This is a genomic window from Megasphaera geminata F0357 (genome assembly GCF_000239275.1).
Classification (GTDB): Bacteria; Bacillota; Negativicutes; order Veillonellales; family Megasphaeraceae; genus Megasphaera; species Megasphaera geminata.
Map to the genome: position 1 here is coordinate 1 of NZ_JH417612.1, position 21809 is coordinate 21809.

At 50.4% G+C, this 21809-nt stretch carries 23 protein-coding genes and 1 pseudogene; 22 read left to right on the forward strand and 2 right to left on the reverse strand.

Annotated features, from left to right (window positions below; all coding sequences use genetic code 11):
* Positions 1-62: 62 nt before the first annotated feature.
* Positions 63-719, reverse strand: a complete 657-nt coding sequence (locus HMPREF0080_RS07745; protein ID WP_006790872.1) for a uracil-DNA glycosylase — start codon at positions 717-719, stop codon at positions 63-65.
* The gene (ybaK, locus tag HMPREF0080_RS07750; protein ID WP_006790874.1) at positions 719-1231 is read right to left on the reverse strand and encodes a Cys-tRNA(Pro) deacylase; all 513 of its coding nucleotides are present in this window, start codon (positions 1229-1231) and stop codon (positions 719-721) included. Before ybaK ends, HMPREF0080_RS07745 begins: the two co-directional genes overlap by 1 nt.
* A gap of 118 nt (positions 1232-1349) precedes the next feature.
* Between ybaK and HMPREF0080_RS07755 the strand changes: the two genes are divergently transcribed.
* The 22 genes and pseudogenes from HMPREF0080_RS07755 to HMPREF0080_RS07840 all read left to right on the forward strand — a co-directional run bounded on the left by HMPREF0080_RS07755 (position 1350) and on the right by HMPREF0080_RS07840 (position 21747).
* Positions 1350-2138 carry a carbon-nitrogen family hydrolase gene (locus HMPREF0080_RS07755; protein ID WP_040347542.1) on the forward strand — a complete coding sequence of 263 codons (789 nt, stop codon included), beginning with the start codon at positions 1350-1352 and terminating at the stop codon, positions 2136-2138.
* Between the two features lie 24 nt (positions 2139-2162).
* A complete protein-coding gene (locus tag HMPREF0080_RS11020) occupies positions 2163-2798 on the forward strand; it encodes a M20/M25/M40 family metallo-hydrolase (protein ID WP_006790875.1) in 636 nt (211 codons plus the stop codon).
* Positions 2776-3345, forward strand: coding sequence for a zinc-binding metallopeptidase family protein (locus HMPREF0080_RS11025; RefSeq protein ID WP_245527263.1), 570 nt, complete (start codon positions 2776-2778; stop codon positions 3343-3345). The genes HMPREF0080_RS11020 and HMPREF0080_RS11025 overlap by 23 nt, the downstream gene beginning before the upstream one ends.
* A 113-nt stretch (positions 3346-3458) precedes the next feature.
* Entirely contained in the window at positions 3459-3629 is a 171-nt protein-coding gene (locus HMPREF0080_RS11030; protein ID WP_006790877.1) for a hypothetical protein, read from the forward strand.
* A 26-nt stretch (positions 3630-3655) separates the two neighbouring features.
* Positions 3656-5026, forward strand: coding sequence for a PAS domain-containing protein (locus HMPREF0080_RS07765; RefSeq protein ID WP_006790878.1), 1371 nt, complete (start codon positions 3656-3658; stop codon positions 5024-5026).
* Positions 5027-5404: 378 nt separating this feature from the next.
* Positions 5405-5698 (forward strand): annotated as a pseudogene (locus HMPREF0080_RS11420) (ABC transporter substrate-binding protein); the annotation flags it as partial.
* 118 nt (positions 5699-5816) lie between these two features.
* The gene (locus HMPREF0080_RS11425; RefSeq protein ID WP_280959849.1) at positions 5817-6164 is read left to right on the forward strand and encodes an ABC transporter substrate-binding protein; all 348 of its coding nucleotides are present in this window, start codon (positions 5817-5819) and stop codon (positions 6162-6164) included.
* On the forward strand, positions 6164-7171 hold the full coding sequence (locus HMPREF0080_RS07775) for a FecCD family ABC transporter permease (protein ID WP_006790881.1): 1008 nt from the start codon (positions 6164-6166) through the stop codon (positions 7169-7171). Before HMPREF0080_RS11425 ends, HMPREF0080_RS07775 begins: the two co-directional genes overlap by 1 nt.
* Positions 7168-7983, forward strand: a complete 816-nt coding sequence (locus HMPREF0080_RS07780; RefSeq protein WP_006790882.1) for an ABC transporter ATP-binding protein — start codon at positions 7168-7170, stop codon at positions 7981-7983. The genes HMPREF0080_RS07775 and HMPREF0080_RS07780 overlap by 4 nt, the downstream gene beginning before the upstream one ends.
* The gene (locus tag HMPREF0080_RS07785) at positions 7980-10061 is read left to right on the forward strand and encodes a TonB-dependent receptor plug domain-containing protein (RefSeq protein WP_006790883.1); all 2082 of its coding nucleotides are present in this window, start codon (positions 7980-7982) and stop codon (positions 10059-10061) included. The genes HMPREF0080_RS07780 and HMPREF0080_RS07785 overlap by 4 nt, the downstream gene beginning before the upstream one ends.
* Before the next feature lies 1 nt (position 10062).
* Positions 10063-10965 (forward strand): ChaN family lipoprotein, encoded by a 903-nt coding sequence (locus HMPREF0080_RS07790; protein WP_006790884.1) that lies wholly within the window; start codon positions 10063-10065, stop codon positions 10963-10965.
* A gap of 70 nt (positions 10966-11035) precedes the next feature.
* Positions 11036-12748, forward strand: a complete 1713-nt coding sequence (locus HMPREF0080_RS07795; protein ID WP_006790885.1) for an ABC transporter ATP-binding protein — start codon at positions 11036-11038, stop codon at positions 12746-12748.
* A 100-nt stretch (positions 12749-12848) separates the two neighbouring features.
* The gene (locus HMPREF0080_RS07800; protein WP_006790886.1) at positions 12849-13787 is read left to right on the forward strand and encodes a helix-turn-helix domain-containing protein; all 939 of its coding nucleotides are present in this window, start codon (positions 12849-12851) and stop codon (positions 13785-13787) included.
* Positions 13788-14230: 443 nt separating this feature from the next.
* A complete protein-coding gene (locus tag HMPREF0080_RS07810) occupies positions 14231-14752 on the forward strand; it encodes a flavodoxin family protein (protein ID WP_006790889.1) in 522 nt (173 codons plus the stop codon).
* 1 nt (position 14753) lies between these two features.
* A complete protein-coding gene (gene hutW / locus HMPREF0080_RS07815; RefSeq protein WP_006790890.1) occupies positions 14754-16322 on the forward strand; it encodes a heme anaerobic degradation radical SAM methyltransferase ChuW/HutW in 1569 nt (522 codons plus the stop codon).
* A gap of 247 nt (positions 16323-16569) precedes the next feature.
* A complete protein-coding gene (locus HMPREF0080_RS07820) occupies positions 16570-17862 on the forward strand; it encodes a fructose-bisphosphatase class III (RefSeq protein WP_006790892.1) in 1293 nt (430 codons plus the stop codon).
* Positions 17792-18487, forward strand: a complete 696-nt coding sequence (locus tag HMPREF0080_RS11430; RefSeq protein WP_280959850.1) for a fructose-bisphosphatase class III — start codon at positions 17792-17794, stop codon at positions 18485-18487. Before HMPREF0080_RS07820 ends, HMPREF0080_RS11430 begins: the two co-directional genes overlap by 71 nt.
* Positions 18488-18670: 183 nt before the next feature.
* A complete protein-coding gene (locus tag HMPREF0080_RS07825) occupies positions 18671-19573 on the forward strand; it encodes an oxygen-binding di-iron domain-containing protein (protein ID WP_006790894.1) in 903 nt (300 codons plus the stop codon).
* 69 nt (positions 19574-19642) lie between these two features.
* Complete coding sequence (locus HMPREF0080_RS11035; protein WP_245527264.1) at positions 19643-19870, forward strand: hypothetical protein; 228 nt, start codon at positions 19643-19645, stop codon at positions 19868-19870.
* A gap of 104 nt (positions 19871-19974) precedes the next feature.
* Positions 19975-20541 (forward strand): flavodoxin family protein, encoded by a 567-nt coding sequence (locus HMPREF0080_RS07830; RefSeq protein ID WP_006790896.1) that lies wholly within the window; start codon positions 19975-19977, stop codon positions 20539-20541.
* A gap of 11 nt (positions 20542-20552) precedes the next feature.
* Positions 20553-20987 carry a PPC domain-containing DNA-binding protein gene (locus tag HMPREF0080_RS07835; RefSeq protein ID WP_006790897.1) on the forward strand — a complete coding sequence of 145 codons (435 nt, stop codon included), beginning with the start codon at positions 20553-20555 and terminating at the stop codon, positions 20985-20987.
* 58 nt (positions 20988-21045) lie between these two features.
* Positions 21046-21747 (forward strand): YoaK family protein, encoded by a 702-nt coding sequence (locus HMPREF0080_RS07840; RefSeq protein ID WP_071777907.1) that lies wholly within the window; start codon positions 21046-21048, stop codon positions 21745-21747.
* The last annotated feature ends 62 nt before the right edge of the window (positions 21748-21809 follow it).

Here is a 21809-nt window from a genome sequence, read left to right on the forward strand (position 1 = left end):
ATTTCTCATGTCTACCTAAAGGGGAGCATATCAACCCGTATTGTTACAGCCTTTTTTGTGTATTACAATGAACGTTGTTCTTTAAGTTTTTTGTAAGCGGACAACAGGTCCGGGATCTGCGGACTGCCGTAGATATAGTCGGGGCGGCTTTCCTTCGCTTTTTCTACGGCCGCCTTTAAATCATAATAGACCTGCCACTTCGATTCGACCAGTTCCCTTCCGGCCTGCCGCAAAAGAAAGGCCGGGTGGTAAGTCGGCATGACCGGTATGTTTCGGAAAGAGAACCATTTACCGCGGTTGCGCATGATGCTGGCAGCCTGTCCGTAAAAGTATTGGAAAGCTACCTTTCCCAGGCATATGATAACCCCGGGGTTTACCATTTCAATCTCGTGAAGCAGGTGCATATCGGCGCAGATTTTTCCTTCATCAAGGGTAGGCGTACGGTTGTTACGGGGGCGGCATTTAACGATGTTTGTCACGTAAACGCGGTCCCGGGTGAGGCCTACGCTCCACAGCGCTTTGTCCAGAAGTTTTCCCGACGGCCCTACGAGGGGCACGCCGTATTCATCTTCCACGCCGCCGGGGCCTTCCCCGACGAACATGACGGGGGAATCAAGGGGGCCGGACCATTGTGTCGGGCCGCGGTTACCTTCCGTGCGCAGGGGACAGAAAGTGCAGGCATGAAGTTTTTCGAGAAGTTCCTGTTCTTTTTCCGGCATCAGCGTACGCGTCCTTTCTCCATGGTAATATTGTCCGTTATGAGATCGGCCAATGTTGCGCCGGTTACGTTTATCATGTCCGACGGTGCCAGAAGCACCTGCATGCCCCGCCGGCCGGCACTGATGCTGATGGTATCAAGCGGCCCCGCAGCGGCGTCGATATATACGGGAAACGCTTTTTTCATGCCTATGGGGGAACAGCCGCCGCGCAGGTACCCCGTTAAGCCGGGCAGCTCTTTGACGTGGATGAGGCGGACATTTTTGTTGCCGCTGGCATGAGCCGCCTTTTTCAGATCCAGTTCTTTATGAACGGGGATGCAGAAAACGACGGGGCCCGTTTTATTGCCCTCACCGACGAGAGTTTTAAATACATGCTCCGGATTGAGCCCTGTTTCGGCAGCCGCATGGATGCCCGACAGATCGTCTTCCGTATATTCATATGTTTTGACCGTATACCGGACGTGTTCTTTGTCGAGCAGACGCATAACGTTCGTTTTCTTGATCTTAGCCATGGTATTCCTTTCGTATCTCCGACACTACTATAGCACAGATGAGGTATGCCTGCTACCGTTGCATGGGGAGAGCCCCCTATTTTATAATAATAAAAACAAACGGGAGGCAGGCGATACAATGAAAATTAAAGCGATACAACTTCCGTCACGGATCGGTGATGCAGAAGCGAATTTCGCCTTGGCGGAAGAACGGTTACTGGCGGCATTACGTATGGACGGAGCGGATATTCTTGTTTTGCCCGAATTATGGAATACAGGTTTTTATCCGTCCGATCTGGAGAGTTGCGCCGATAAAGACGGCAAGAGAACGCAGGAATTTCTGGGGACGTTTGCCGGGACGCACGGCGTCAATATTGTGGGCGGTTCTGTTGCCGTAAAGGAAGCGGATAAACTCTTTAACCGGATGTATGTGTTCAATCGCAGCGGCGAGAAGATCGCCGTGTATGATAAAGTCCATCTTTTTTCACCGGCTCATGAACATACGAAGTTTGCTGCCGGTGCGCATGTGGGCGCGTTTGTTTTGGATGATGTGCCGATGGGGGCGGTTATCTGCTATGATCTGCGTTTCGGCGAGTGGGTACGCATGACGGCGCTCACCGGGGCAAAGGTTATTTTTGTTCCTGCCGCCTGGCCGGCGGCGCGGATTGATCACTGGCAGCTTCTCGGCAGAGCAAGGGCTGTAGAGAATCAGTGTTATGTTGTTGCCGTAAACGGGTCCGACTGGGAAGGCGGTAAAATCGGCGGCGGCCGCTCCGCCGTCTACGGCCCTCTCGGGGAGGTGTTGACCGGTGCGGGAGACGGCGATGAAATTATCGGTGCTCCCGTTGATATAGAAGCGGTTGAGAGGGTACGCGGGAAAATAACCGTTTTTGCGGACAGGCGTCCCGATTTATACAGACTGGACTAGAAGGCTTACGCAGGGGGATTGAATATGGAAGCGGTTGCGGAACTGAAAGAAAGAATAGACGAGCATGCGCAGACGGCGTTCGCTTTAAACTATCAGATTGCCGGGGATCCGGAATTGTCCGGAGAGGAATATCGTGCCTGTGCGGCATACGTAAAAATTTGCAGGGACCGGGGCTGGCCCGTAGAGGAAAATTTTACAAATCAGCCTACCGCTTTTCGGGCCCGGGTACGCCGCGTTAAAGCGCCCGTCATAAAAGCGGCGGTTCTGGCGGAATACGATGCTTTGCCCGATGTGGGTCACGGCTGCGGTCATTCGGCCAACGGGGCGATGAGCCTGCTGGCGGCGTTAGGGTTATCCGAATTGAAAGATCTGCCCGTCGATATTGACCTTATCGGCACGCCTGATGAAGAACTGCGCGGCGGCAAGGCGATGATGTGCAAACAGGGCGTATTTAAGGAGTATGACCTGGCGTTAATGATTCATATTTCACCGGATAAAACGGAACCGAATGAGCATTTTCTTGCTCTCAGCTGCTACCGTATTATCTTTCACGGACAGGCGGCGCACGGCGCCTATGACCCGTGGCACGGCCGCAATGCCTTAAACGCCGCCAATGCTTGCCATACACGGTATGGATATGCTGCGTCAGCATGTGCATGACGATACGCGTATCGGTACGTATATTGTCCGCGGCGGTACGGCGTCAAATGTGGTGCCCGACCTGGCGGAAATTGAATGTACGCTTCGCTATACGGAACGATCCTATCTTGACGAGGTTGTGCGCAAGGTTATGAATTGTGTTAAAGGGGCGGCCATTGCCACGGAAACGACTTATGAAGTATTGCCGCTGGGGCTCGACTTCGATGAAATGGTTTGGAATGAGGCGGCAACGAACACTGCGGCGAGCGTTCTCGGTGAAATGGGGATTCCTTATGAAATTCCCCGTACCGCCGGCGGCAGTTCCGATATGGGTAATGTAAGCCGTCAATGCCCGGCCCTGCATCTCCATTTAGCGGCGGGAAATACCTATTATCCCGGTCCTTCCGGAGAGATTGCCGCCATGGTAGCCGACAGGAAGATAGAACCGGTTCTTGTCAGAGGTGCGAATATTATCGGCCGTATCATCTTGAAACTGGCTGCCGACGAGTCCTTGCGAAACGCTGTTGCCGAAGAATTTGCGGCTATGCGAGGCGAAAATACTGATTAGAAAATTCGTTGTATTTACAATGGACGATACAAATGATGAGACATATACTTAAACCATAGAAATGATAAAATTTTTCAATTGTAAAAGAATCGGTGTTGTAAGGAGGTCTCACTATGGTCCGAGCAGATATATTTAAAGTGGATGATGCTAAATGTAAAGAAATTGTCCGTATTAAGCGCGCTTATATTACGGGCGAATTAACGTTTGATCAGGCGCGGCAATACTTCTTTCCCGTTTCGATTCCGTATCGCCCGAAGAATTTGCGTACGGTGAACAGCAATTAAAGGAAGAAGGCGTAGACGATCAGGAAATGCATGAGCGGATGGACGATATCCTTCGTCTCTTTGACGGCATTTTAAAGGACCGCTCCATGGAAAATCTTCCGGAAGGACATCCGATACGCACGTTTATGGCGGAAAACGAAGTGATGGAAAAGGTTGTTTCCCGCATGGAGGAACTTCTCGGCAAGAAAAAGTTTATTAAAAACGAATGGCTGGAAGTGTACGAAAAACTCCTGTTATACCAACGTCATTTTGCGCGTAAGCACAATCAGCTTTTCCCCTTCCTTGAAGAAAAAGGGTTCGACCGGCCGACGGTCATTATGTGGAGTTTCCACGACGCCGTGCGCAATGCCATCAATAAAGGAAAGCGTTTTTTGGACAGTGACGATGAAGCGCAGTTCCTTGCCCTGCAGCCGGAGGTTATCGATAAACTGAAAGACATTATGCTGAAGGAAAATACCATCCTTTATCCGACCTCGCTCAAGCTGTTGACAGAACGTGAATTCCGGCAGATGCGTATCGGTGAGGAAGAAGCGGGCTTCGCCAATATTGACGCGCCGACAGGCTTTATGCCCCTTGAGCGGCAAGAAGAAGCCGCAGCGGCGGCGGAAGAGGCGCCGGCTGAAGGGTTTATGAATGAATTTAATACCCTTTTACAAAAATATAAGGTCGGCAGGACGGCGGAAGAGATTCTTGACGTAGCCAACGGCAGGCTCACACTGGAGCAAATCAACCTTATTTACAGGCATATGCCCATGGATTTGACCTTTACCGATGAAAATGATATCGTCAAATTCTATACGGATACCAAAGAACGTATTTTCGACCGCAGCGCCGGTATTATCGGCCGCGTTTTACAGAACTGCCATCCCCGGGAAGTCCGTCCGATTGTCAATAAAGTCGTGGAAACTCTCCGTTCCGGTGAAAAGGATAAGATACAGTTTACTCTGAAAAAAAAGGGCAGGATTGTCCATGTCGAATACATCGGCGTTCATGACGAAAAGGGGAACTTCCGCGGCGTATTGGAAACTATGCAGGATGTAACCCCCTTTGCGCGTGACGGCGAGTCCGTAGCGGCGGAAAAACGCGGGCAGGAGCCGCCGCAGCGGCCGGAACATCATGCAAAGGTGCCGGCAGCGGGGGAAGGTGTTGCGGAAAAAGGGAAGGCTCATGAATTGACCACATCCATTACGATGGCCGGCCTTTTTGACAAATACCCCTATTTGAAGGAGTTTTTCGTCAGTCTTTCACCGGCTTATGCCAAGCTGAAAAATCCTGTAGTTTTCGCGGCGATGGGGCGTATCGCGACATTGGCTATGGCGGCGCAGCGCGGCGGTTTTGAACCGGATGAATTGCTGGCGAGGATTAAAGAGGAAATAGAAAAGCATGAAAACCGGTAATGGCCGGCATATCTTCGGATTTTCGGCTACAGAAAGCACGGCTTATATTGAAAGATATAAGCCGTGTTCTTTTATATAAATAATTAAATCAGTTTATAAAATATCTATTCATAATTGACATAGTCTATCAGTTTTTGTAAGATTATAGCTGTAAATTGAAAAGGAGAATCAAGAAGAGGTGTTGCTATGAATCGAGTGATCAAACTGATTACAGCCGTTATTGTTATTTGCCTGGTGGGAGCGATCGGTTGGATGGCTCTTCGGAATAACGGAGCCGCCGAAGCGGCGACGCGGGAAGTGACGGACAGCACGGGTGCGAAGATTACCATACCTGTACATCCGAAACGGGTCGTTTTCCTGAATGCGTCCAATTTGGACATGTATTATGCTGCCGGCGGCACGGCGGTCGGTAAGCCTACATCGACGTCCATTACGCCCGATTTGCAGGAAAAAACGAAGGACGTTCCCGAAGTAGGCATTATTCATAATCCGAATATGGAAACGATCCTGTCGTTGCGGCCGGACCTGGTTATCGGCGTTAATGTGCCCTTCCATACGGGTATCCGTGAAACGCTGGCTAACGCGGGCATTCCTTTGTACATCAATAATTTAAATACATATGATGACGTCTTGAATACACTTACCTTTTACGGTGAATTGACCGGCCATGAAGACCTGGCCGCAAAAGAAAAAGAACGGATTGAAGGGGAACATGATAAGATTATTGCGCAAACGAAAGGAATGCCCGCCGCGGGTTCTTATCGTATTCGGAGCGCCGGGCAGCTTCAGCATGGCGACGAGCAAGTCCTTCAGCGGCGACTTGTTGAAACAACTGGGCGCTGTGAATATCGCCGACGGCACGGCCCTTGTAGAGGACAGCTTTGTACCTCTCAGTATGGAATACATTGTTAAACAGGATCCGGCCGTTTTCTTCATCAGCATGATACCTGACCCGTCTATTGTGGAATCCTTTAAAAAGGACTTGGCGGAAAACTCATTGTGGCAGGGTGTGGATGCCGTGAAGAACGGCAGGGTCTATTACTTGGCGGGCGCACTGTTTTCGGTTAACCCGGGTACGAAGATTGCCGATTCACTTACTATTCTCTACGACGATCTCTATAAAGCGGGCGAACCGTAATGGCGGCCCTGCAGAATCCGGACGTCCGTGCCCGCCGCCGTTATGTAACTCTGCTTACCGGCATTGTGCTGCTTTTTCTGTCGCTCTTTGCGGGAATAGCCGCCGGTGCCGTGCCTATTACGCTGCGTGAAGTGGCGGATGTCCTGGCGGGCATGACCCAATCGGAAAATTATCGCATTATTTATTATATTCGTATGCCCCGTGTTATTTGCGCGGCCCTGACCGGTACGAATCTGGCCCTGGCCGGGTGCATCCTTCAGGGGATTTTACGTAATCCCCTGGCCGATCCCGGTATTATCGGCGTGACGGCAGGCGCCGGCTTGGCGGCCATGGCGTTGATGCTCATTGCGCCGGAGCTTACCTATTTTGTCCCCTTTGCCGCTTTCGGCGGCGCTGTTATCGCCTCGCTTGCCGTGTTTATTCTTGCCTGGGAACACGGTATTCATCCGTTACGGCTGATTTTGGCCGGCGTGGCGATCGCCGCTTTTTTCGGCGGCGGGACGGCGGCCCTGTCGGTTTTTTTCTCTGACCGTATTCAAGGTACGGTCAATTGGATGGCCGGCGGTTTTACCGGCAACAGTTGGCGCCATGTGCTCATGATTTTGCCGTACAGTATTGTCGGTATTGTGACGACCTTGTGCAGTTACCGCAAACTCAACGCGCTGCAGCTCGGTGATGACGTGGCTACGTCACTCGGCGTCAAAGTGGAGCGGACCCGCTTTGCTCTTTTGGCGTTGTCGGCTCTTCTGGCGGCTTCCGCTGTCAGCGTTGCGGGGTTGCTCGGTTTTGTAGGCCTCATTGTGCCGCATATTATGCGTCTTATTGTCGGTTCGGATTTTGAGTTTCTCCTGCCTGCGGCGGGGCTGTTTGGTGCGGTCCTGGTTGTTCTGGCCGATATGACGGCGCGTACCGCTTCCCGTCCCGTGGAAGTTCCTGTCGGCATTTTTCTGTCTTTCCTGGGAGCGCCTTTCTTCCTTTATCTTTTGAAACGGAGGATGCGCACATGAGTGAAACACTGGAAATCAAACATGCCCGCCTGCAGTACGGCAAGACCGTTATTACAAAAGATATAAGCGCTTCTTTTATGAAGCCTGAAATCGTTTCCATCATCGGGCCCAACGGCTCGGGAAAATCGACCCTTTTAAAGGCGTTGGGGCGGTTATTGGCACCCGGAAAGGGCGTTGTCTATCTGAGCGGTAAGGATATGAGATCGTTGCCGTCCGAAGCGGTCGCCAAACGTGTATCCGTTCTGCCCCAGTCGGCACAGGCGCCCGGTGATATGACCGTGCGGGATTTGGCGAGCTGCGGCCGTATTCCCTACCAGTCGGCCTTTTCTCAATTGTCCGAAGAAGACGGCAGGGTAATTGATAAGGCGTTGGCGGCGACGGGTATGGCCGAAATGCGGCATAAACGTATCGGCGCTCTTTCCGGCGGTGAACGGCAACGCGCCTGGCTGGCGATGGCCCTGGCGCAGGAACCGAAAATCCTGCTGCTTGATGAACCGACGACTTTTCTGGATATTCATTACCAGCTGGAGCTTATGGAACTGATTACGCGGCTTTATGAGAAAACAGGGATAACCATTATCATGGTCATGCATGATTTGAATTATGCGGCCCGCTTCAGCCATCGGCTCATTGCCGTCAAAAAAGGGCGGATCGTGGCGGACGGGCCGGTAGAAGAGGTGTTTTGTCAGCCCGTGTTGGAGAATTTGTATGATGTCAATGTGTCGTTTACGCAGATAACCGAAGAGGGGCGGACCTATCCGGTCTGTTTCCCGTATTTACATAAAAATATAATTAAGGAGGGCGAAAAATGAAAAGAACATTACGATTGGCCGTTATAACCGCATTGACGGTGTCCGTGACGGCAGCGACGGCTATGGCGGCGGACGAGGCTGAAAAAGATAATATCTATACAGGGGAGATTCTTGTTACGGCGTCACTTCCGAAAGAATTGATAAAGACAGAGCCTCAGGCGGCGGAAGTTATTACGGCGGAAGACATTAAGCGGATGGGGGCCGACGACGTGCTGACGGCTCTGGCTCTGGCCCATAATCTGGATCTGTCCAAGGCCGGAATGACGGGGAATGCCGTGCGGATTCGCGGGATGAGTACCAACCATACCCTTATCCTGGTGGACGGGAAGCGGTACGCCGGTGAAGATGCGAGCAATACGACGAATGTTTACGCGCTGCGGCGGCTAAATGTAAATGATATCGAGCGTATTGAAATCGTTCGCGGCCCTTCAAGTTCTCTTTACGGGTCCGATGCCATGGGCGGGGTCATTAATATTATTACAAAAGTACCGCAAGAGGCCGGCGGTACGGTCGGCGTGTCTACGGGCACAACCAATACGTCGGCATATTTTAACTTCAACTTCGGCAGGCACGGCCGATGGACGACGAGTATTGACGGACGCCTGGAAAGAAACCGTCCGTATAACCGGTATTCCTATACGGAGACGTTTAATCCCATGACACATGCCGTAAGTTCCGTAACGGACGGATATACGCGTTCCATGTACGGCATGCGGAAGCTCTTTCATTTAGCTTCGGAATACGATTTTGAAAACGCGAATAAGAATAAGCTCCGGTTTGATATCGATTACGGCAAGGAAAACTTCCGTTCCGATTTCCCCGATACGCGGTCGCGTATTTTTACGGGGTCGTTCCCGCCGGTGGCCTGGGTATTTACGAATAAAAATAAGAAAGAATGGTATGATAACGAACAGCGCGGTTTCAGCGTAGAATATTCTGGCAAGACAAAGCGAAATGAATACAAAGTGCGCTCGTATTACAATGAATTGAAAAAATATTCCCATCTGTTCAATGAACGGGTGCTTCCCGCCGGTCCGGTCATGACCCCGATGGGGCCGATAAATTATAATCTGCAGTACCCGAAAGAAGACATGGACTCGGCCAAATACAGCACCTGGGTGACGGAAGCACAGGATACGGTATATATCGGCGACAAGCATAATCTGACCTTCGGCGGTGAATACAGGACCGTCAAATATGCCGGCACCCGGTTGGGTGATTCTTTATCGGGCATGACAAAGAGTATAAAATCCCACCATATTAATTCATATGCCGCATATGTGCAGGATCAGTGGCAGGTAAACGACAAGCTTTATTTCATCCCGTCTCTCCATTTCGAGCATAACAGCCAGTTCGGTTCGGAAGTGACGCCTAAAGTGGGACTGACCTATAATTTCAATGCGAATTGGCGCTTTAAGGCAAATTACGGGTTAGGTTACAAGGCTCCCACCATTACGGAGTTGTATATGCGCATGCATCGCGCCATGGGCGTGACGACCGTGAATATTTACGGCAATCCCGATTTGGATCCGGAAAAATCACGCAGTTTTGATTTCAGCGTGGAAGGCGATAAGGGCGACTGGTTCGGCAAGGTCACCTATTTCAATAATAATGTTTCCAATTTGATTACGACCGAACGTGTTCCCGGCTCAACCGGAGCGGTGTATCATTATGTTAATGTCGACGATGCGCAGATTAACGGTGTCGAAGCGGAAATAGGCAAGCATTTCGGCAAGCGCTGGACCGTAAAGGCAACGTATAATTGGCTGGATGCCATTGATAAGAACAGCCGTGAACGGCTGGACGGCCGCGCCAGGAATACGTCGACGCTGCAGCTCATTTATGATGATAAAAATAAAGCCACCGGCTTCAGCGCCGTTCTCTGGGACCAGTTCGCCCAGGATTACCGGTATGACGGGGAAGACTATACATATAACACGGTAAATCTGTCCTTTAATAAACATTTGAACGAAGCCTTTTCCGTATACGGCGGCATTGATAATATTTTCAATAAAAAGGTTGACGATTTGTATATAGACGGCCGCATGTGGCGTATCGGGGCGGAATGGAAATGGTAATATGAAATTTATTCGCCTTTTAATGATCATAGGGATGTTACTGCAGCCGGGAAGCGCGGTTTTCGGTATGGCGGCGGAACCGCCGCCGATTATTGCGGACGCGGCGACGGGGCGGTCGGTTACTGCCGCTGATATAGCGGCGGCATGCGACGGCGGGGGCGGCGTCGTCTTTTTCGGAGAACTTCATGACAGCACGCCCGCTCATGCGGCTGAGCTTGCTCTGCTGCAGTCCCTGTATGTGCGTTACGGCGATCGGACGGTACTTTCGCTGGAAATGTTTGAGCGGGATACACAGGTGCTGACGGACGACTTTCTGGCAGGGCGGATAACTGAAGAAACTTTTCTGGAGCGGTCCCGGCCCTGGCCGAATTATGATACGGCATACAGACCGCTGGTGATGTTTGCGAAGGAGAAGAAAATTCCCGTCATAGCGGCCAACATACCCAGACGGATTGCCGCCGCTTATGCGCACGGCAGAAAACTTTCGGAGATTGATGAGCCGGACAGGCAGTATCTGCCGCGTGTGCATAAGGACGGTTCGGCCGCATATAAGGAGAAGTTTGCCCTTACGCTGCGAAGCCTGAAAGAAGGCGCCATGGTCGTTCCGGAAGAGCGCATAGCCCCGATGTTCCGGGCCCAGTGCCTGAAAGATGACACGATGGCCGAGAGCATAGGCGATTATGCGGTGGCTCATCCGTCTTCGCTTATCTTGCATGTGCAGGGGGCGTTCCATAGTGAAGGCGGTCTCGGCGTTCCGGAAAAGCTGCGGGATTTACGGCCGGGCATATACATTTTGCTCGTCAATTGCGTCGAGTATGACGCGGCTTCTGACGATATTTCCCGTGCCGTTGCGGCACATCGGCGGGACGGGGATTATCTGGTCTTTGTGCAGCGTGATACATAAATAAGGAAAAACGGCGGGTTTATGGCCTTCTGCGGCTGTGGCCTGCCGCTTTTTTCGGGAGTACGTACACATGAGTCTGTTGAAATTTTATAAGCCTTACAAAAAGATGCTGGTTTTTGTCATCGCCGGTTCTCTTATATCGGCAGGAGTTGAAATCACCTTTCCCATGATTGTGCGGCACATATTGGGAACGGTTCTGCCGGCAAGGGATATGGACGGGCTTTGGCGGGAAGGGGGACTTCTCTTTGCGCTGTATTGCGTCTGTCTCGTCGTGACCTACCTGGTTTACCGCTGCGGCCGTAATATGGGCGTATATATAGAAAACGATTTGCGCCGCTCTCTTTTCCGTCATCTGGAAAGCCTTGATTTTGCTTTCTTCGACGGCACTAAAACGGGGCAGCTTGTCTCGCGCGTTACCGGTGATATATCGGAGATAGGCAATATTGTTTTTCAGCTGCCGAATCTCGTTATGGTCTGTATCGTTATGATGGGCGGGAGCGCGTTCTTCCTCTTTTACATCAATCGGGTTTTAGCCGCCTGCGTCCTTTTTCTCGTCGCCCTGAAAACGGCCGATACGGTTTTTCTCAACCGCAAAATGAAAAATGCCTTTGCCGAAACACGCCGCCGCATGGGGATCCTCAGCAGCGTGACCACGGAAATCCTCGGAGCTATCCGTGTGGTTAAGGCCTATAACGGTGAGAAGGAGGCGTTCCGGAATTTCTCTGAAGCGGCGGTTGAACTGATCCGGGAACAACAGGAAACATTTCGCTATCAGGCCTATTTATCGGGGACGGTCGTATTTTTTTCCAATGCAATCAATTTGGCTATTATCGTCATCGGCAGCGTCCTCATTATGAACGGCCTGCTCGCGATCAGTGATCTCGTGGCGTTTCTTATGTATCTTATGCTTTTTATTCGCCCGATCATGCAGCTTACGGTGTTGACGGAGCAGTATCAGCGGAGCATGGCCGGATTCCGGCGCTATGAGGAATTAATGGCCCTCGTGCCGGATGTGCGCGACGGAGAGCTTATTTTAAATAAGGAAGACGTTTGCGGGGATATCCGTTTTGAGCATGTTTGTTTTGCGTATGATGAAGATACGCCTGTTCTGCATGACTTCAATTTGCATATCCGGAGCGGCGAAACGGTGGCGCTTGTCGGCGCCACCGGCGCCGGAAAAAGCAGTATAGCTTCTCTGTTACTGCGTTTCTATGATGTAACGAGCGGCAGGATCCTTCTGGACGGCACGGATATTCGCCGCTATTCCCTGGAATCGCTGCGGCGCAATATCGGCATTGTGCAGCAGGAGGCGTATCTGTTTTCGGATTCCGTTGCCGACAATATACGTATCGGGCAGAACGATGCCGGTATGGAAGAAGTCGTATGTGCCGCCGAACGGGCCAGAGCCGATCAATTTATCCGTGAGCTCCCTGACGGCTATGACAGCTTTATCGGTGAACGGGGCATAAAGTTGTCGGGCGGTCAAAAACAACGGCTGGCGTTGGCGCGAATTTTCCTGAAAAACCCGCCTGTCCTCATTCTCGATGAAGCGACGGCGGCAATGGATAATGAAACGGAAAAACAGGTGCTGGAAGAATTGAATGACCTGACGGCAAAGCGTACTGTTGTTATGATCGCCCACCGCCTGGCGTCGGTACGGAATGCCGACCGTATTGTCGTTCTCCACGAGGGCCGGATTGCCGAAACGGGACGGCATGAAGATCTGATTGCCCGCAAAGGCATGTATTTTGAATTATATATGGCACAATTTAAGAAAATATAATTGAACATTGACATAAATTATCAAGATTGGCATAATGTATGTATGAATATAACGCAACGTAACACGGTGTCATGTAGCTGTATGCGGAAAGGACATACATATGAAAAATATTAGAGAAATGCAGAAATCCGGTATGCTCCCGGACGGGCAGGCTTACCGGATAGAGGACGAAACGGGCCGGGCCGAATTAACGGTGTATACTGTTTATCCGGGCATTATGCTGATGTATATGGACATACACAAACCTGAACTGTCGTGCGAAGCTAACCCGATGCCCGATGTTTTTGCCATTAACCATTGTGAAGAAGGGCGTATTGAGTGCAATTTTCACAGCGGTGAATATTTGTACATGGGTGAAGGGGATATGTCCGTCGGTTGGCGCAGACACTCCGCGTATTGTCATAACGCCGTATTCCCGTTGTCTCATTACCACGGTGTGACGATCCTCCTTTCTCTGCCGCAGGCGCAGAAAGTATTTGATAAACAGTTGGGTAAAAACGCGATTGACCTGAAAGCCATGAGCCTGCGTTTCTGCGGGCATCGGGACTTCTCCGTAATTATGCAGGAAGATGCCGGGTTAAAGCATCTGTTTTATGAGCTTTACCATGTACCCGAGACCATAAAAAAACAGTATTTTCGTATTAAGATCCTGGAAATTCTTCTTTTTCTCAGTACGATCGAAAAACCTCCCCGTGATAAAAGAGAGCCTCTTACGTTGCAGCAGGTTAGTATTGTCAAGGCTGTTCAAAAAGAAATTACGGCTCATATGACGCGCAGATTTACGGTCGAACACCTTGCGAAAAAGCACGGTATTTCACAGACGACTCTGAAGAAATGCTTCAAAGGCGTTTACGGCAGCACTATTTCGCAATATGTCAAGGAATACCGTATGGTCAAAGCAAAAGAGCTGCTTCTGCATACGGATGACAGTATTATGGAAATTGCCAATTGTGTGGGGTATGAGAACAGCAGTAAATTTGCCGTCGCGTTTCAAAAAATTATCGGCCAGCTGCCCGGTGAATTTCGCCGCAGCTACTGAAACGGGACCGTGGCGGGCTGAAGCCTTCACTTCATTTTGACTACAGCCTTTTATAGGAGTAAAGAACCGGATTTCTTCGTGTTTACGCATGGAGAAGTCCGGTTCTTCATTTTCAGGCAATTTAAGTCCTGTCCTTACGGCCCGGTCTTTTTCAGCATACGCCGTACTTAACGGAAAGGGCGGTTGGCGGGGCGCCGGGAATTTGGTATACTTGTTCCGTCGAGCCGGCTGTCCGGTTGTATCCGCGTACAGGAAAAAAGAGGCTTTTCAGGGTTTTCTTTAAAAGACGGTGAGGTCGGATAAAAATATTTGTCCGATTGGAGCATTTATGAACCGAACGGAGTAGAAGAATTAACGCTTCTTTGCTATGATGACAAGAGGTTGGATATTGTTGTTTTGACGAACGGACGGACCGACCGAGCTTTCGGATAAGGAGGAGAATTATGAAATGTATTGTATTGTATTCCTCGCGTACCGGTAACACGAGAAAAGTTGCCGAAGCCGTATGTAAAGGCCTGCCTGCGGGGACGCCCTGTGTGGATATGAAAGAAATTCCCGCCGATTTAACCGGCTATGATTTGATTTTTACGGGGTTTTGGGTAGATAAAGGTGAAGCCAATGAAGAAGCGAAAAAAGTAATGGCGTCCCTGCCGCCCGTAAAAGTAGGCGTATTTGCCACTCTCGGCGCCAATCCGAATTCAGAACATGCCGCCGGGGCTTTGGCCAAGGGGGCGGAAGCGGTAGCGGACGGCGCGACCGTTTTGGGCTCCTTTATCTGCCAGGGAGCCGTTGACCCTAAATTGATCGAAATGATGTATAAAACGTTTCCTGCCGGTTCTGCGCACGGTAAGAGCCCCGAACGGGACGCTCTTCATGCCGAAGCCGCCAAGCATCCCGATGCGACAGATCTGGCGGCGGCGGAAGCCTTTGCGGTGACCGTGTTGGAAAAAGCGAAAGAGGCGTAGTATGGGGCTGGCAGAATTATATCAGAAACTGACGGCGGAACAGCGTGATTTTCAGTTCGGCCGTGTCGGCGCGGATCCGCTCACCGAAGGGTTTCCGCGCAAACGTGTCGTTCATGCCGGCATAGACGGGACTCCCGTAAGCCCGGCAGAGGCGCAGGGGATATGGCATGAATTGATGTCCCGGCCGCCGACGGGAGAACCGACACAGACCGCTTATATCCATATTCCTTTTTGTAAGACGAAATGCCTGTATTGTGCCTTTTTTCAAAACGGTACGGATCAGCTCGTTGAAGACGCGTATGTGGATCGCCTTGTGCAGGATATGGAGCGGGAAAGTGCTTCGCCTCGCCTGAAAGACGGACACATTCACTCCGTTTTTATCGGCGGCGGTACGCCGACATCCCTGTCGCCGGCCAATGCGAAGCGGCTTTTGGCAACGATCCGTACCTGTTTACCGTTGGCAAATGACTATGAGCTGACCCTGGAAGGCCGTATTCATGATCTCGTTCCGGAGAAAATGGATGTTTGGATGGCCGGCGGTGTCAACCGCATGTCTCTGGGTGTTCAGTCCTTTGACACCAAAGTGCGGCGTCAAGTCGGCCGTCTTGACGATAAAGAGACGGTCCTGAAAAACTTGAAGGCTCTTGAAGCATACAACCAGTGTGTGACTGTAATTGATTTGATCTACGGCCTTCCCGGACAGGATCACGAAATCTGGAAAGAAGATCTTGACTGCCTGATTGCATCGGGTGTTGACGGAGCGGATTTGTATCAGCTCAATGTCTTTGATAACAGCGACCTGTCCAAACGCATTGCGGCCGGCGCCTTACCGCCCGCCGCGACGACGAAAGAGCAGGCGAAAATGTTCGCCTTTGCCCGGGATTATTTGAACAAGCGCCGTTTCAGACGGCTCAGCGCCGCTCACTGGTCGCAGACGAACAGAGAGCGCAGCCTGTATAATACGCTTGCCAAACGGGGTGTGACCATGTTTCCCTTCGGCAGCGGTGCAGGCGGCCATTTAGACGGGTACTCGACTATGCTGTACCGTACGATCGATACGTATTCACAGGCTGTCGAACGCCACGAAAAACCCTTTATGGCTCTCGTTAAGCAGTCGGAAGTACAGCCTCTCGTCAATTGCACATTGGAACAGCTTGAACAGGGGTACTTCAACGTTGACGCATTGGTTGCCGCGGACGGACGTCTCACCGATTTAAAATGGCTCTACGATCTCTGGCAGGACCAGGGCTTTGTCAGCTTTAACGGCGTCCTGTATGAACTGACCGAAGCCGGCGAGTTCTGGCAGGTCAACCTGGCGCAGACGACGGTAGAGTGTATAAATTACCTTATTAAAGGAGAGGAAACCATGTCCCTTCAGGGAGTGGCCGCACAGGACGGGGACGAGACTAAATCGGTGAGCGAAAAAGTCCTCAAGATCATTACAGCCATGAAGAAAGCCAAGTCGGCCGGCGGCGGGCCGACCCCGGAGGCAATGGCTATGATGACGGAAGCGATGAAAATGTTGACGCCTGAAGAACTTCAGGAAGTAATGAAAAATATGGGGAAGTAACCGTACAGACCGACGAAACTCTCGTCGGTCTTTTTACATACTTTTTCAATGTAAAACGATGTATCTGTGATATGATAAAAGAACGTAATTCGCGCGAAAAGGATGTGTTTTTATGTTTGGCTCCCTCTCGGCGTGCCTTTGCCGGACTGAAGAAGTCCGCTCTTGTGCGGAGCTGTAACGGGGAGTGCGGAGAAGCATGGGCGGAAAAGGTTGCAATCTGATTTGAAGGGAAAGTGTGGTGCATATAATGAAGCGAGAAGGCGAGTACCCGGCAGAGTATCTGCGCTATTTGGAACTGTTGTCAAAGGATTACCCGACGCAGGCGGCGACGTATACGGAAATTATCAATCTCCAGGCTATTGTTAACCTGCCGAAGGGGACGGAACATTTTATGAGCGATCTTCACGGTGAATATGAAGCGTTTTATCATATCCTCAATAATTGTTCCGGCGTCATCCGGGAAAAGGTCGAGATGATTTTCAGCAACTCCTTGTCAAAAGAACAACGCGACGACTTATTGACACTCATTTATTACCCGAAAGAAAAGCTTAACCTCATGGAACAAAAGGGGCTGATCAATGACAAATGGGCACGGACGACGCTGCATCACCTTCTGCGCCTGGCAAAGCTTCTTTCGTCCAAATATACGCGTTCAAAGGTGCGCAAAGCCATGCCTGAAAGTTTTCGTTTTGTCATTGATGAATTGCTCCATGCACAGCCTGACGAAGACAAAAACCGCCATGTCTATCATTCCAAGATTATCGATACTATTTTGGAGACGGGCAGCGCCCGTGAATTCGTCTATGCGCTGACGAATCTCGTCAAGCGTCTGGCTGTCGATCATTTACATATTATCGGCGATATTTATGACCGCGGGGCCCATGCCGATAAAATCATGGATGAACTCATGAGGCATCATTCCCTTGATATTCAGTGGGGGAACCACGATGTTCTCTGGATGGGGGCGGCTGCCGGCGATTTAGCGTGCATTATCAATGTCTTGCGCAATAATGTACGCTATCACAATCTGGAAATTCTTGAAAACGGATACGGTATCAGTTTGCGTTCTCTGGCCCTCTTCGCCTTGGAAACATATACCGCCGAGGACGGGCTTGACCCCATGGTCAAAGCGATTAACGTCATTCTTTGCAAGCTTGAAGGACAGACGATTATGCGCCATCCCGAATACGGCATGGAGGATCGTCTCCTTTTTAAAAAATTTGATTTTGACGGCGGCACGGTGACGCTGCCGAGCGGTACGTACGAATTGACGACAAGCGATTTCCCGACAGTCGATCGCCGTAACCCGTATGAATTGAGCGAAGGCGAACGGGAACTGATGGAAGAAATCAGACGGGAATTTCTCGGCAGTGAACGGCTTCAGCGGCATATACGCTTTCTCTACAGCCACGGGTCCGTTTATCGGACCTATAACGGCAACCTTCTCTTTCACGGCGGTATACCCCTTAATGAAGACGGGACTTTTGCGGAAGTGGAATTGGAAGGCGGGAAATACAGGGGCAGGGGGCTGTACAGATAAAATGGATCTCCTGGCCCGCCGGGCTTTTGAAAAACGGGATGAATACAGTCTTGACTATATGTGGTACCTTTGGTGCGGCTACGATTCGCCCATGTCCGGCCGCATCGTAAAGACGCTTGAACGCAGTTATATTGCCGACGAATCGACCTGGAAGGAACCGCAGAACCCGTACTATACCTTTAATCGCCAGGAACGGGAATGTGTGAGGATTCTTCATGAATTCGGCATCGATTCGCCGCAGGGGCATATTATTAACGGTCATACGCCGGTCAAGGTGAAAAAAGGAGAGAGCCCTATCCGTGCCGACGGCAGGGGGATTTGCATTGACGGCGGTTTCTGCAGAGCCTATCAGGGTTCGACGGGAATTGCCGGGTATACGCTTATCTTCAATTCTCACGGCCTTCGTCTGAAATCTCACTATCCTTTTACGGATGTGGATTCGGTGCTTACCTCCAATGTGGATATCCTCTCCGATTCGGTCCAGGTGGAATTGGAACCGAAACGCGTCATGATCGGCGATACGGATACAGGCAAGAAAATATTACAGACGATTGAAGACTTAAAATGCCTGCTGGCGGCGTACAGGCAAGGGTATATCTTTGAACATCCGTACAGAGAATGGTAAAAAGAGCCTGCAAGATGTACCGTTCCCAACAGTCAAATCAAAGACTGATGATGGGAGAGCGGTACATTTTTCGCAGGCTCTTTTATATTTTTTCATAACAGTTATAAAAACAACGTGCAAATCTAAGAATCGGGAGTATACTGTAAGCGTGTCAGGTGTAAGTTTTTTTAAGGAGGTAACAGTATGGCAAAGAAAATCACGGACAAGGTTACTTGGGTCGGTAAAGTGGACTGGGAACTCGTGTATTTCCACGGGAAGGAATATTCGACGGAGCGCGGTTCGTCGTATAATTCCTATTTGATTCGTGATAAGAAAACGGTTCTCATGGATACGGTCTGGGCTCCTTACGGCAGGGAATTCGTAGAAAGCCTGAAAGAAGAAATTGACTTGAACGAGATCGATTACATCGTTATGAATCATAATGAAAGCGATCACAGCGGGGCGCTGCCGTTTTTGATGGAGGAGATTCCGGATACGCCCATTTACTGTACTAAAAAGGGCGAAGCGATTATCCGCGGCCATTACCATAAGGATTGGAACTTCGTCACCGTCAATACGGGAGATACGCTTGATCTCGGCGACAGCAAACTCGTTTTCATCGAAGCGCCTATGCTTCACTGGCCCGATACGATGTTCACGTACATGACAGGTGAGGAAATCCTTTTCAGTAACGACGGGTTCGGCCAGCATTACGCAAGTGAAGCTCTTTACAATGACAGAGTCGATCAGGGCGAATTATACCACGAAGCCATGAAGTATTATGCCAACATTTTGAATCTGTACAGCCCCATGGTAACGAAGAAAATTAAAGAAATTCTCGCTATGAACGTACCCGTAAAGATGATTTGTCCCAGTCACGGTGTTATTTGGCGCGACAATCCCCTGCAGATCGTTGAGAAGTATCAGCAATGGGCCGCCAATTACCGGGAAAATCAGATTACGCTTATTTATGATACCATGTGGAATTCGACCCGCCGCATGGCCGAATGTATTGCGGCGGGCATCAGAGAAGCGGATCCTGCGGTTACTGTTAAACTTTGCAATTCTTCAAAGCTCGACAAGAATGATATTTGCACGGAAGTCTAGAAATCCAGGGCCGTTCTCGTCGGTTCACCGACCATTAACTACGGGTTTATGTATTCCATAGGCGGTATTATGGAAATGATCAAGGGCCTTAAATTTAAGAACAAGAAGGCCGCCGCTTTCGGCAGCTACGGCTGGAGCGGCGATGCACCGAAGCAGATTCATGAACATCTCGTTGCAAGCGGTTTCGATGTCATTAAAGAAGATTTGAGGCTTATGTGGGTTCCCGATGAAGACGCGCGCAAAGCGTGCGTGCAATACGGCAAAGAATTTATGGAAGCCTTGAACGGCGCAAAATAAAGAGTGAACGGAGAGGCTGCAGCCTCTCCGTTTTATTTGCCAAGGCGGCGCGGACGTGCTATATTTTGAGTACGCTTTAGAATTAAAAAAAGTAAGGGGGTCTTATGATGAAGGTTCTTTTATTAAACGGCAGCCGCCGTGAAAAATGTTGCACATATACGGCGCTTACGGAAGTAGCGGCAGCACTTAACAGCCGCGGCATCGGCACGGAAGTGATTCATGCCGTACCGACGGAAGATACGGTCGCATCTGTCGCGGAAAAGTTGAAAGAAGCCGACGGCCTTGTTATCGGATCGCCCGTATACTGGGCTTCCCCGTCCGGCGAAATGGTTTCATTCCTGGATAAACTTTCGGCAGCCGGCGGGGCGTATCTGAAGCATAAGCCGGCCGCAGCCGTCGCTTCGGCTCGCCGTGCCGGTACGACGGCGACACTGGATGTCCTGCTTAAATACCTGGAATACCATCAGACGCTTATCGTCTCGTCGAATTATTGGAATATGGTGCACGGCAATTCACCGGAAGAAGTTAAACAGGATGCGGAAGGACTGCAGATCATGCATGTCCTCGGCGCCAATATGGCATGGCTTTTGAAGTGCCTCGAAGCGGGCAGGAAAGCGGGTATCGAAGCTCCTGAAACGCCGCCCAAGGTATTTACAAATTTTATCAGGTAGACGGTTGAACTATGGAGTACAGAAAAGCGGATAACCGCATCTATATCCGTCTTGATAAAGATGACGAAATCATCGCTTCATTGGCGGCCGTATGTTTAAAAGAAAAGATCGGCTCTGCCGTGTTCAGCGGTATCGGTGCCTGCGATTACGTCGTCGTCGGTACGTATGTGGGAGAAAAGCATGAATACCTCAGGCATCCTGTAAAAGGAATGCTGGAAATGACATCTCTTAACGGCAATGTGACGACCATGAAAGACGGCAGCCTGCATACACATGCTCATGCCATGTTTGCTTACCTTGACGGTGAGGACATGAAAAGCGTTGGCGGACATTTGCTTACGGCCCGTATCTGTTATACCGGCGAAATTATCATGGAACCGACGGCAGGGCCGGTAATCGGCAGAAAGCATGATCCCCGTACGGGCATTGAAATTTGGGACGTGTGAAGGAAGGCTTCCGAACGGTTTCCTTTTAATCTTATGAGCGGCTTTGGAAAGGATGCATATGTATAATGTTATTTTCTTGCCTCAACACAGACGAATTATAGCCGTTTTCTGGGGGATTATCGGCGGGGCGCTTGATGTGTACTGTCAGCTTGAACTCGGTTCTCTCGTGGCGTTGCAGACCGGTAACATTATCCTTCTCGTTTCGGACATTCAATATCAAAATGTTGAAGGCGTTGTCCTCCGCTGCTTATCCATTTTATTTTTCACGCTGGGATTTTTAACGGGCATGGTTTTGGAAAAATGGGAGAAAACGCCTTTCTGGCGTTCCTATAATACCTGCCCCTTCCTGACGGTCACCTTTTTGCTTCCCCTTTTGCCACCCGTCCCTTTTCTTTGGGTATCGCTTATCGCTTACACCGCCGGTATTGTAATGATTTCGTTCAGGGGCATACAAATCGAGTCGGAACCGTATTCTCTCTTTATGACCTCGGGAAATTACCAGAAGATGTTGATTTCCTGGTATCGTTGTCTGAGGAACGGGCACAATAGACGAAAAGTAAGGCGACAGGCCGTAAACTACAGTATCATGGTCGGCAGTTTCGTTTTCGGCGCGCTGTCTTCCGCGGGATTCGTGCATTTCTTCGGCAGTAAGGCTATCTGGTTCATTACCGTCTGTACGCTCTTTGTCCTCGTGAAGTATACAGGTGATGTGATTGCGTTAGAACGGGCCAAGGAAGGCTTTAAACGTCGCAACAAGTAAGTATATATAAAAAAGACCGCTTTTCTGCACTGCACCCCAAAAGTTGGACATAATTTTTGGAG

Bases quoted from the DNA above. Each gene is read 5' to 3' on its own strand.
- HMPREF0080_RS07745 (WP_006790872.1), bottom strand. From the start codon at position 719: ATGCCGGAAAAAGAACAGGAACTTCTCGAAAAACTTCATGCCTGCACT.
- ybaK (WP_006790874.1), bottom strand. From the start codon at position 1,231: ATGGCTAAGATCAAGAAAACGAACGTTATGCGTCTGCTCGACAAAGAA.
- HMPREF0080_RS07755 (WP_040347542.1), top strand. From the start codon at position 1,350: ATGAAAATTAAAGCGATACAACTTCCGTCACGGATCGGTGATGCAGAA.
- HMPREF0080_RS11020 (WP_006790875.1), top strand. From the start codon at position 2,163: ATGGAAGCGGTTGCGGAACTGAAAGAAAGAATAGACGAGCATGCGCAG.
- HMPREF0080_RS11025 (WP_245527263.1), top strand. From the start codon at position 2,776: ATGCTGCGTCAGCATGTGCATGACGATACGCGTATCGGTACGTATATT.
- HMPREF0080_RS11030 (WP_006790877.1), top strand. From the start codon at position 3,459: ATGGTCCGAGCAGATATATTTAAAGTGGATGATGCTAAATGTAAAGAA.
- HMPREF0080_RS07765 (WP_006790878.1), top strand. From the start codon at position 3,656: ATGCATGAGCGGATGGACGATATCCTTCGTCTCTTTGACGGCATTTTA.
- HMPREF0080_RS11425 (WP_280959849.1), top strand. From the start codon at position 5,817: ATGGCGACGAGCAAGTCCTTCAGCGGCGACTTGTTGAAACAACTGGGC.
- HMPREF0080_RS07775 (WP_006790881.1), top strand. From the start codon at position 6,164: ATGGCGGCCCTGCAGAATCCGGACGTCCGTGCCCGCCGCCGTTATGTA.
- HMPREF0080_RS07780 (WP_006790882.1), top strand. From the start codon at position 7,168: ATGAGTGAAACACTGGAAATCAAACATGCCCGCCTGCAGTACGGCAAG.
- HMPREF0080_RS07785 (WP_006790883.1), top strand. From the start codon at position 7,980: ATGAAAAGAACATTACGATTGGCCGTTATAACCGCATTGACGGTGTCC.
- HMPREF0080_RS07790 (WP_006790884.1), top strand. From the start codon at position 10,063: ATGAAATTTATTCGCCTTTTAATGATCATAGGGATGTTACTGCAGCCG.
- HMPREF0080_RS07795 (WP_006790885.1), top strand. From the start codon at position 11,036: ATGAGTCTGTTGAAATTTTATAAGCCTTACAAAAAGATGCTGGTTTTT.
- HMPREF0080_RS07800 (WP_006790886.1), top strand. From the start codon at position 12,849: ATGAAAAATATTAGAGAAATGCAGAAATCCGGTATGCTCCCGGACGGG.
- HMPREF0080_RS07810 (WP_006790889.1), top strand. From the start codon at position 14,231: ATGAAATGTATTGTATTGTATTCCTCGCGTACCGGTAACACGAGAAAA.
- hutW (WP_006790890.1), top strand. From the start codon at position 14,754: ATGGGGCTGGCAGAATTATATCAGAAACTGACGGCGGAACAGCGTGAT.
- HMPREF0080_RS07820 (WP_006790892.1), top strand. From the start codon at position 16,570: ATGAAGCGAGAAGGCGAGTACCCGGCAGAGTATCTGCGCTATTTGGAA.
- HMPREF0080_RS11430 (WP_280959850.1), top strand. From the start codon at position 17,792: ATGAAGACGGGACTTTTGCGGAAGTGGAATTGGAAGGCGGGAAATACA.
- HMPREF0080_RS07825 (WP_006790894.1), top strand. From the start codon at position 18,671: ATGGCAAAGAAAATCACGGACAAGGTTACTTGGGTCGGTAAAGTGGAC.
- HMPREF0080_RS11035 (WP_245527264.1), top strand. From the start codon at position 19,643: ATGGAAATGATCAAGGGCCTTAAATTTAAGAACAAGAAGGCCGCCGCT.
- HMPREF0080_RS07830 (WP_006790896.1), top strand. From the start codon at position 19,975: ATGATGAAGGTTCTTTTATTAAACGGCAGCCGCCGTGAAAAATGTTGC.
- HMPREF0080_RS07835 (WP_006790897.1), top strand. From the start codon at position 20,553: ATGGAGTACAGAAAAGCGGATAACCGCATCTATATCCGTCTTGATAAA.
- HMPREF0080_RS07840 (WP_071777907.1), top strand. From the start codon at position 21,046: ATGTATAATGTTATTTTCTTGCCTCAACACAGACGAATTATAGCCGTT.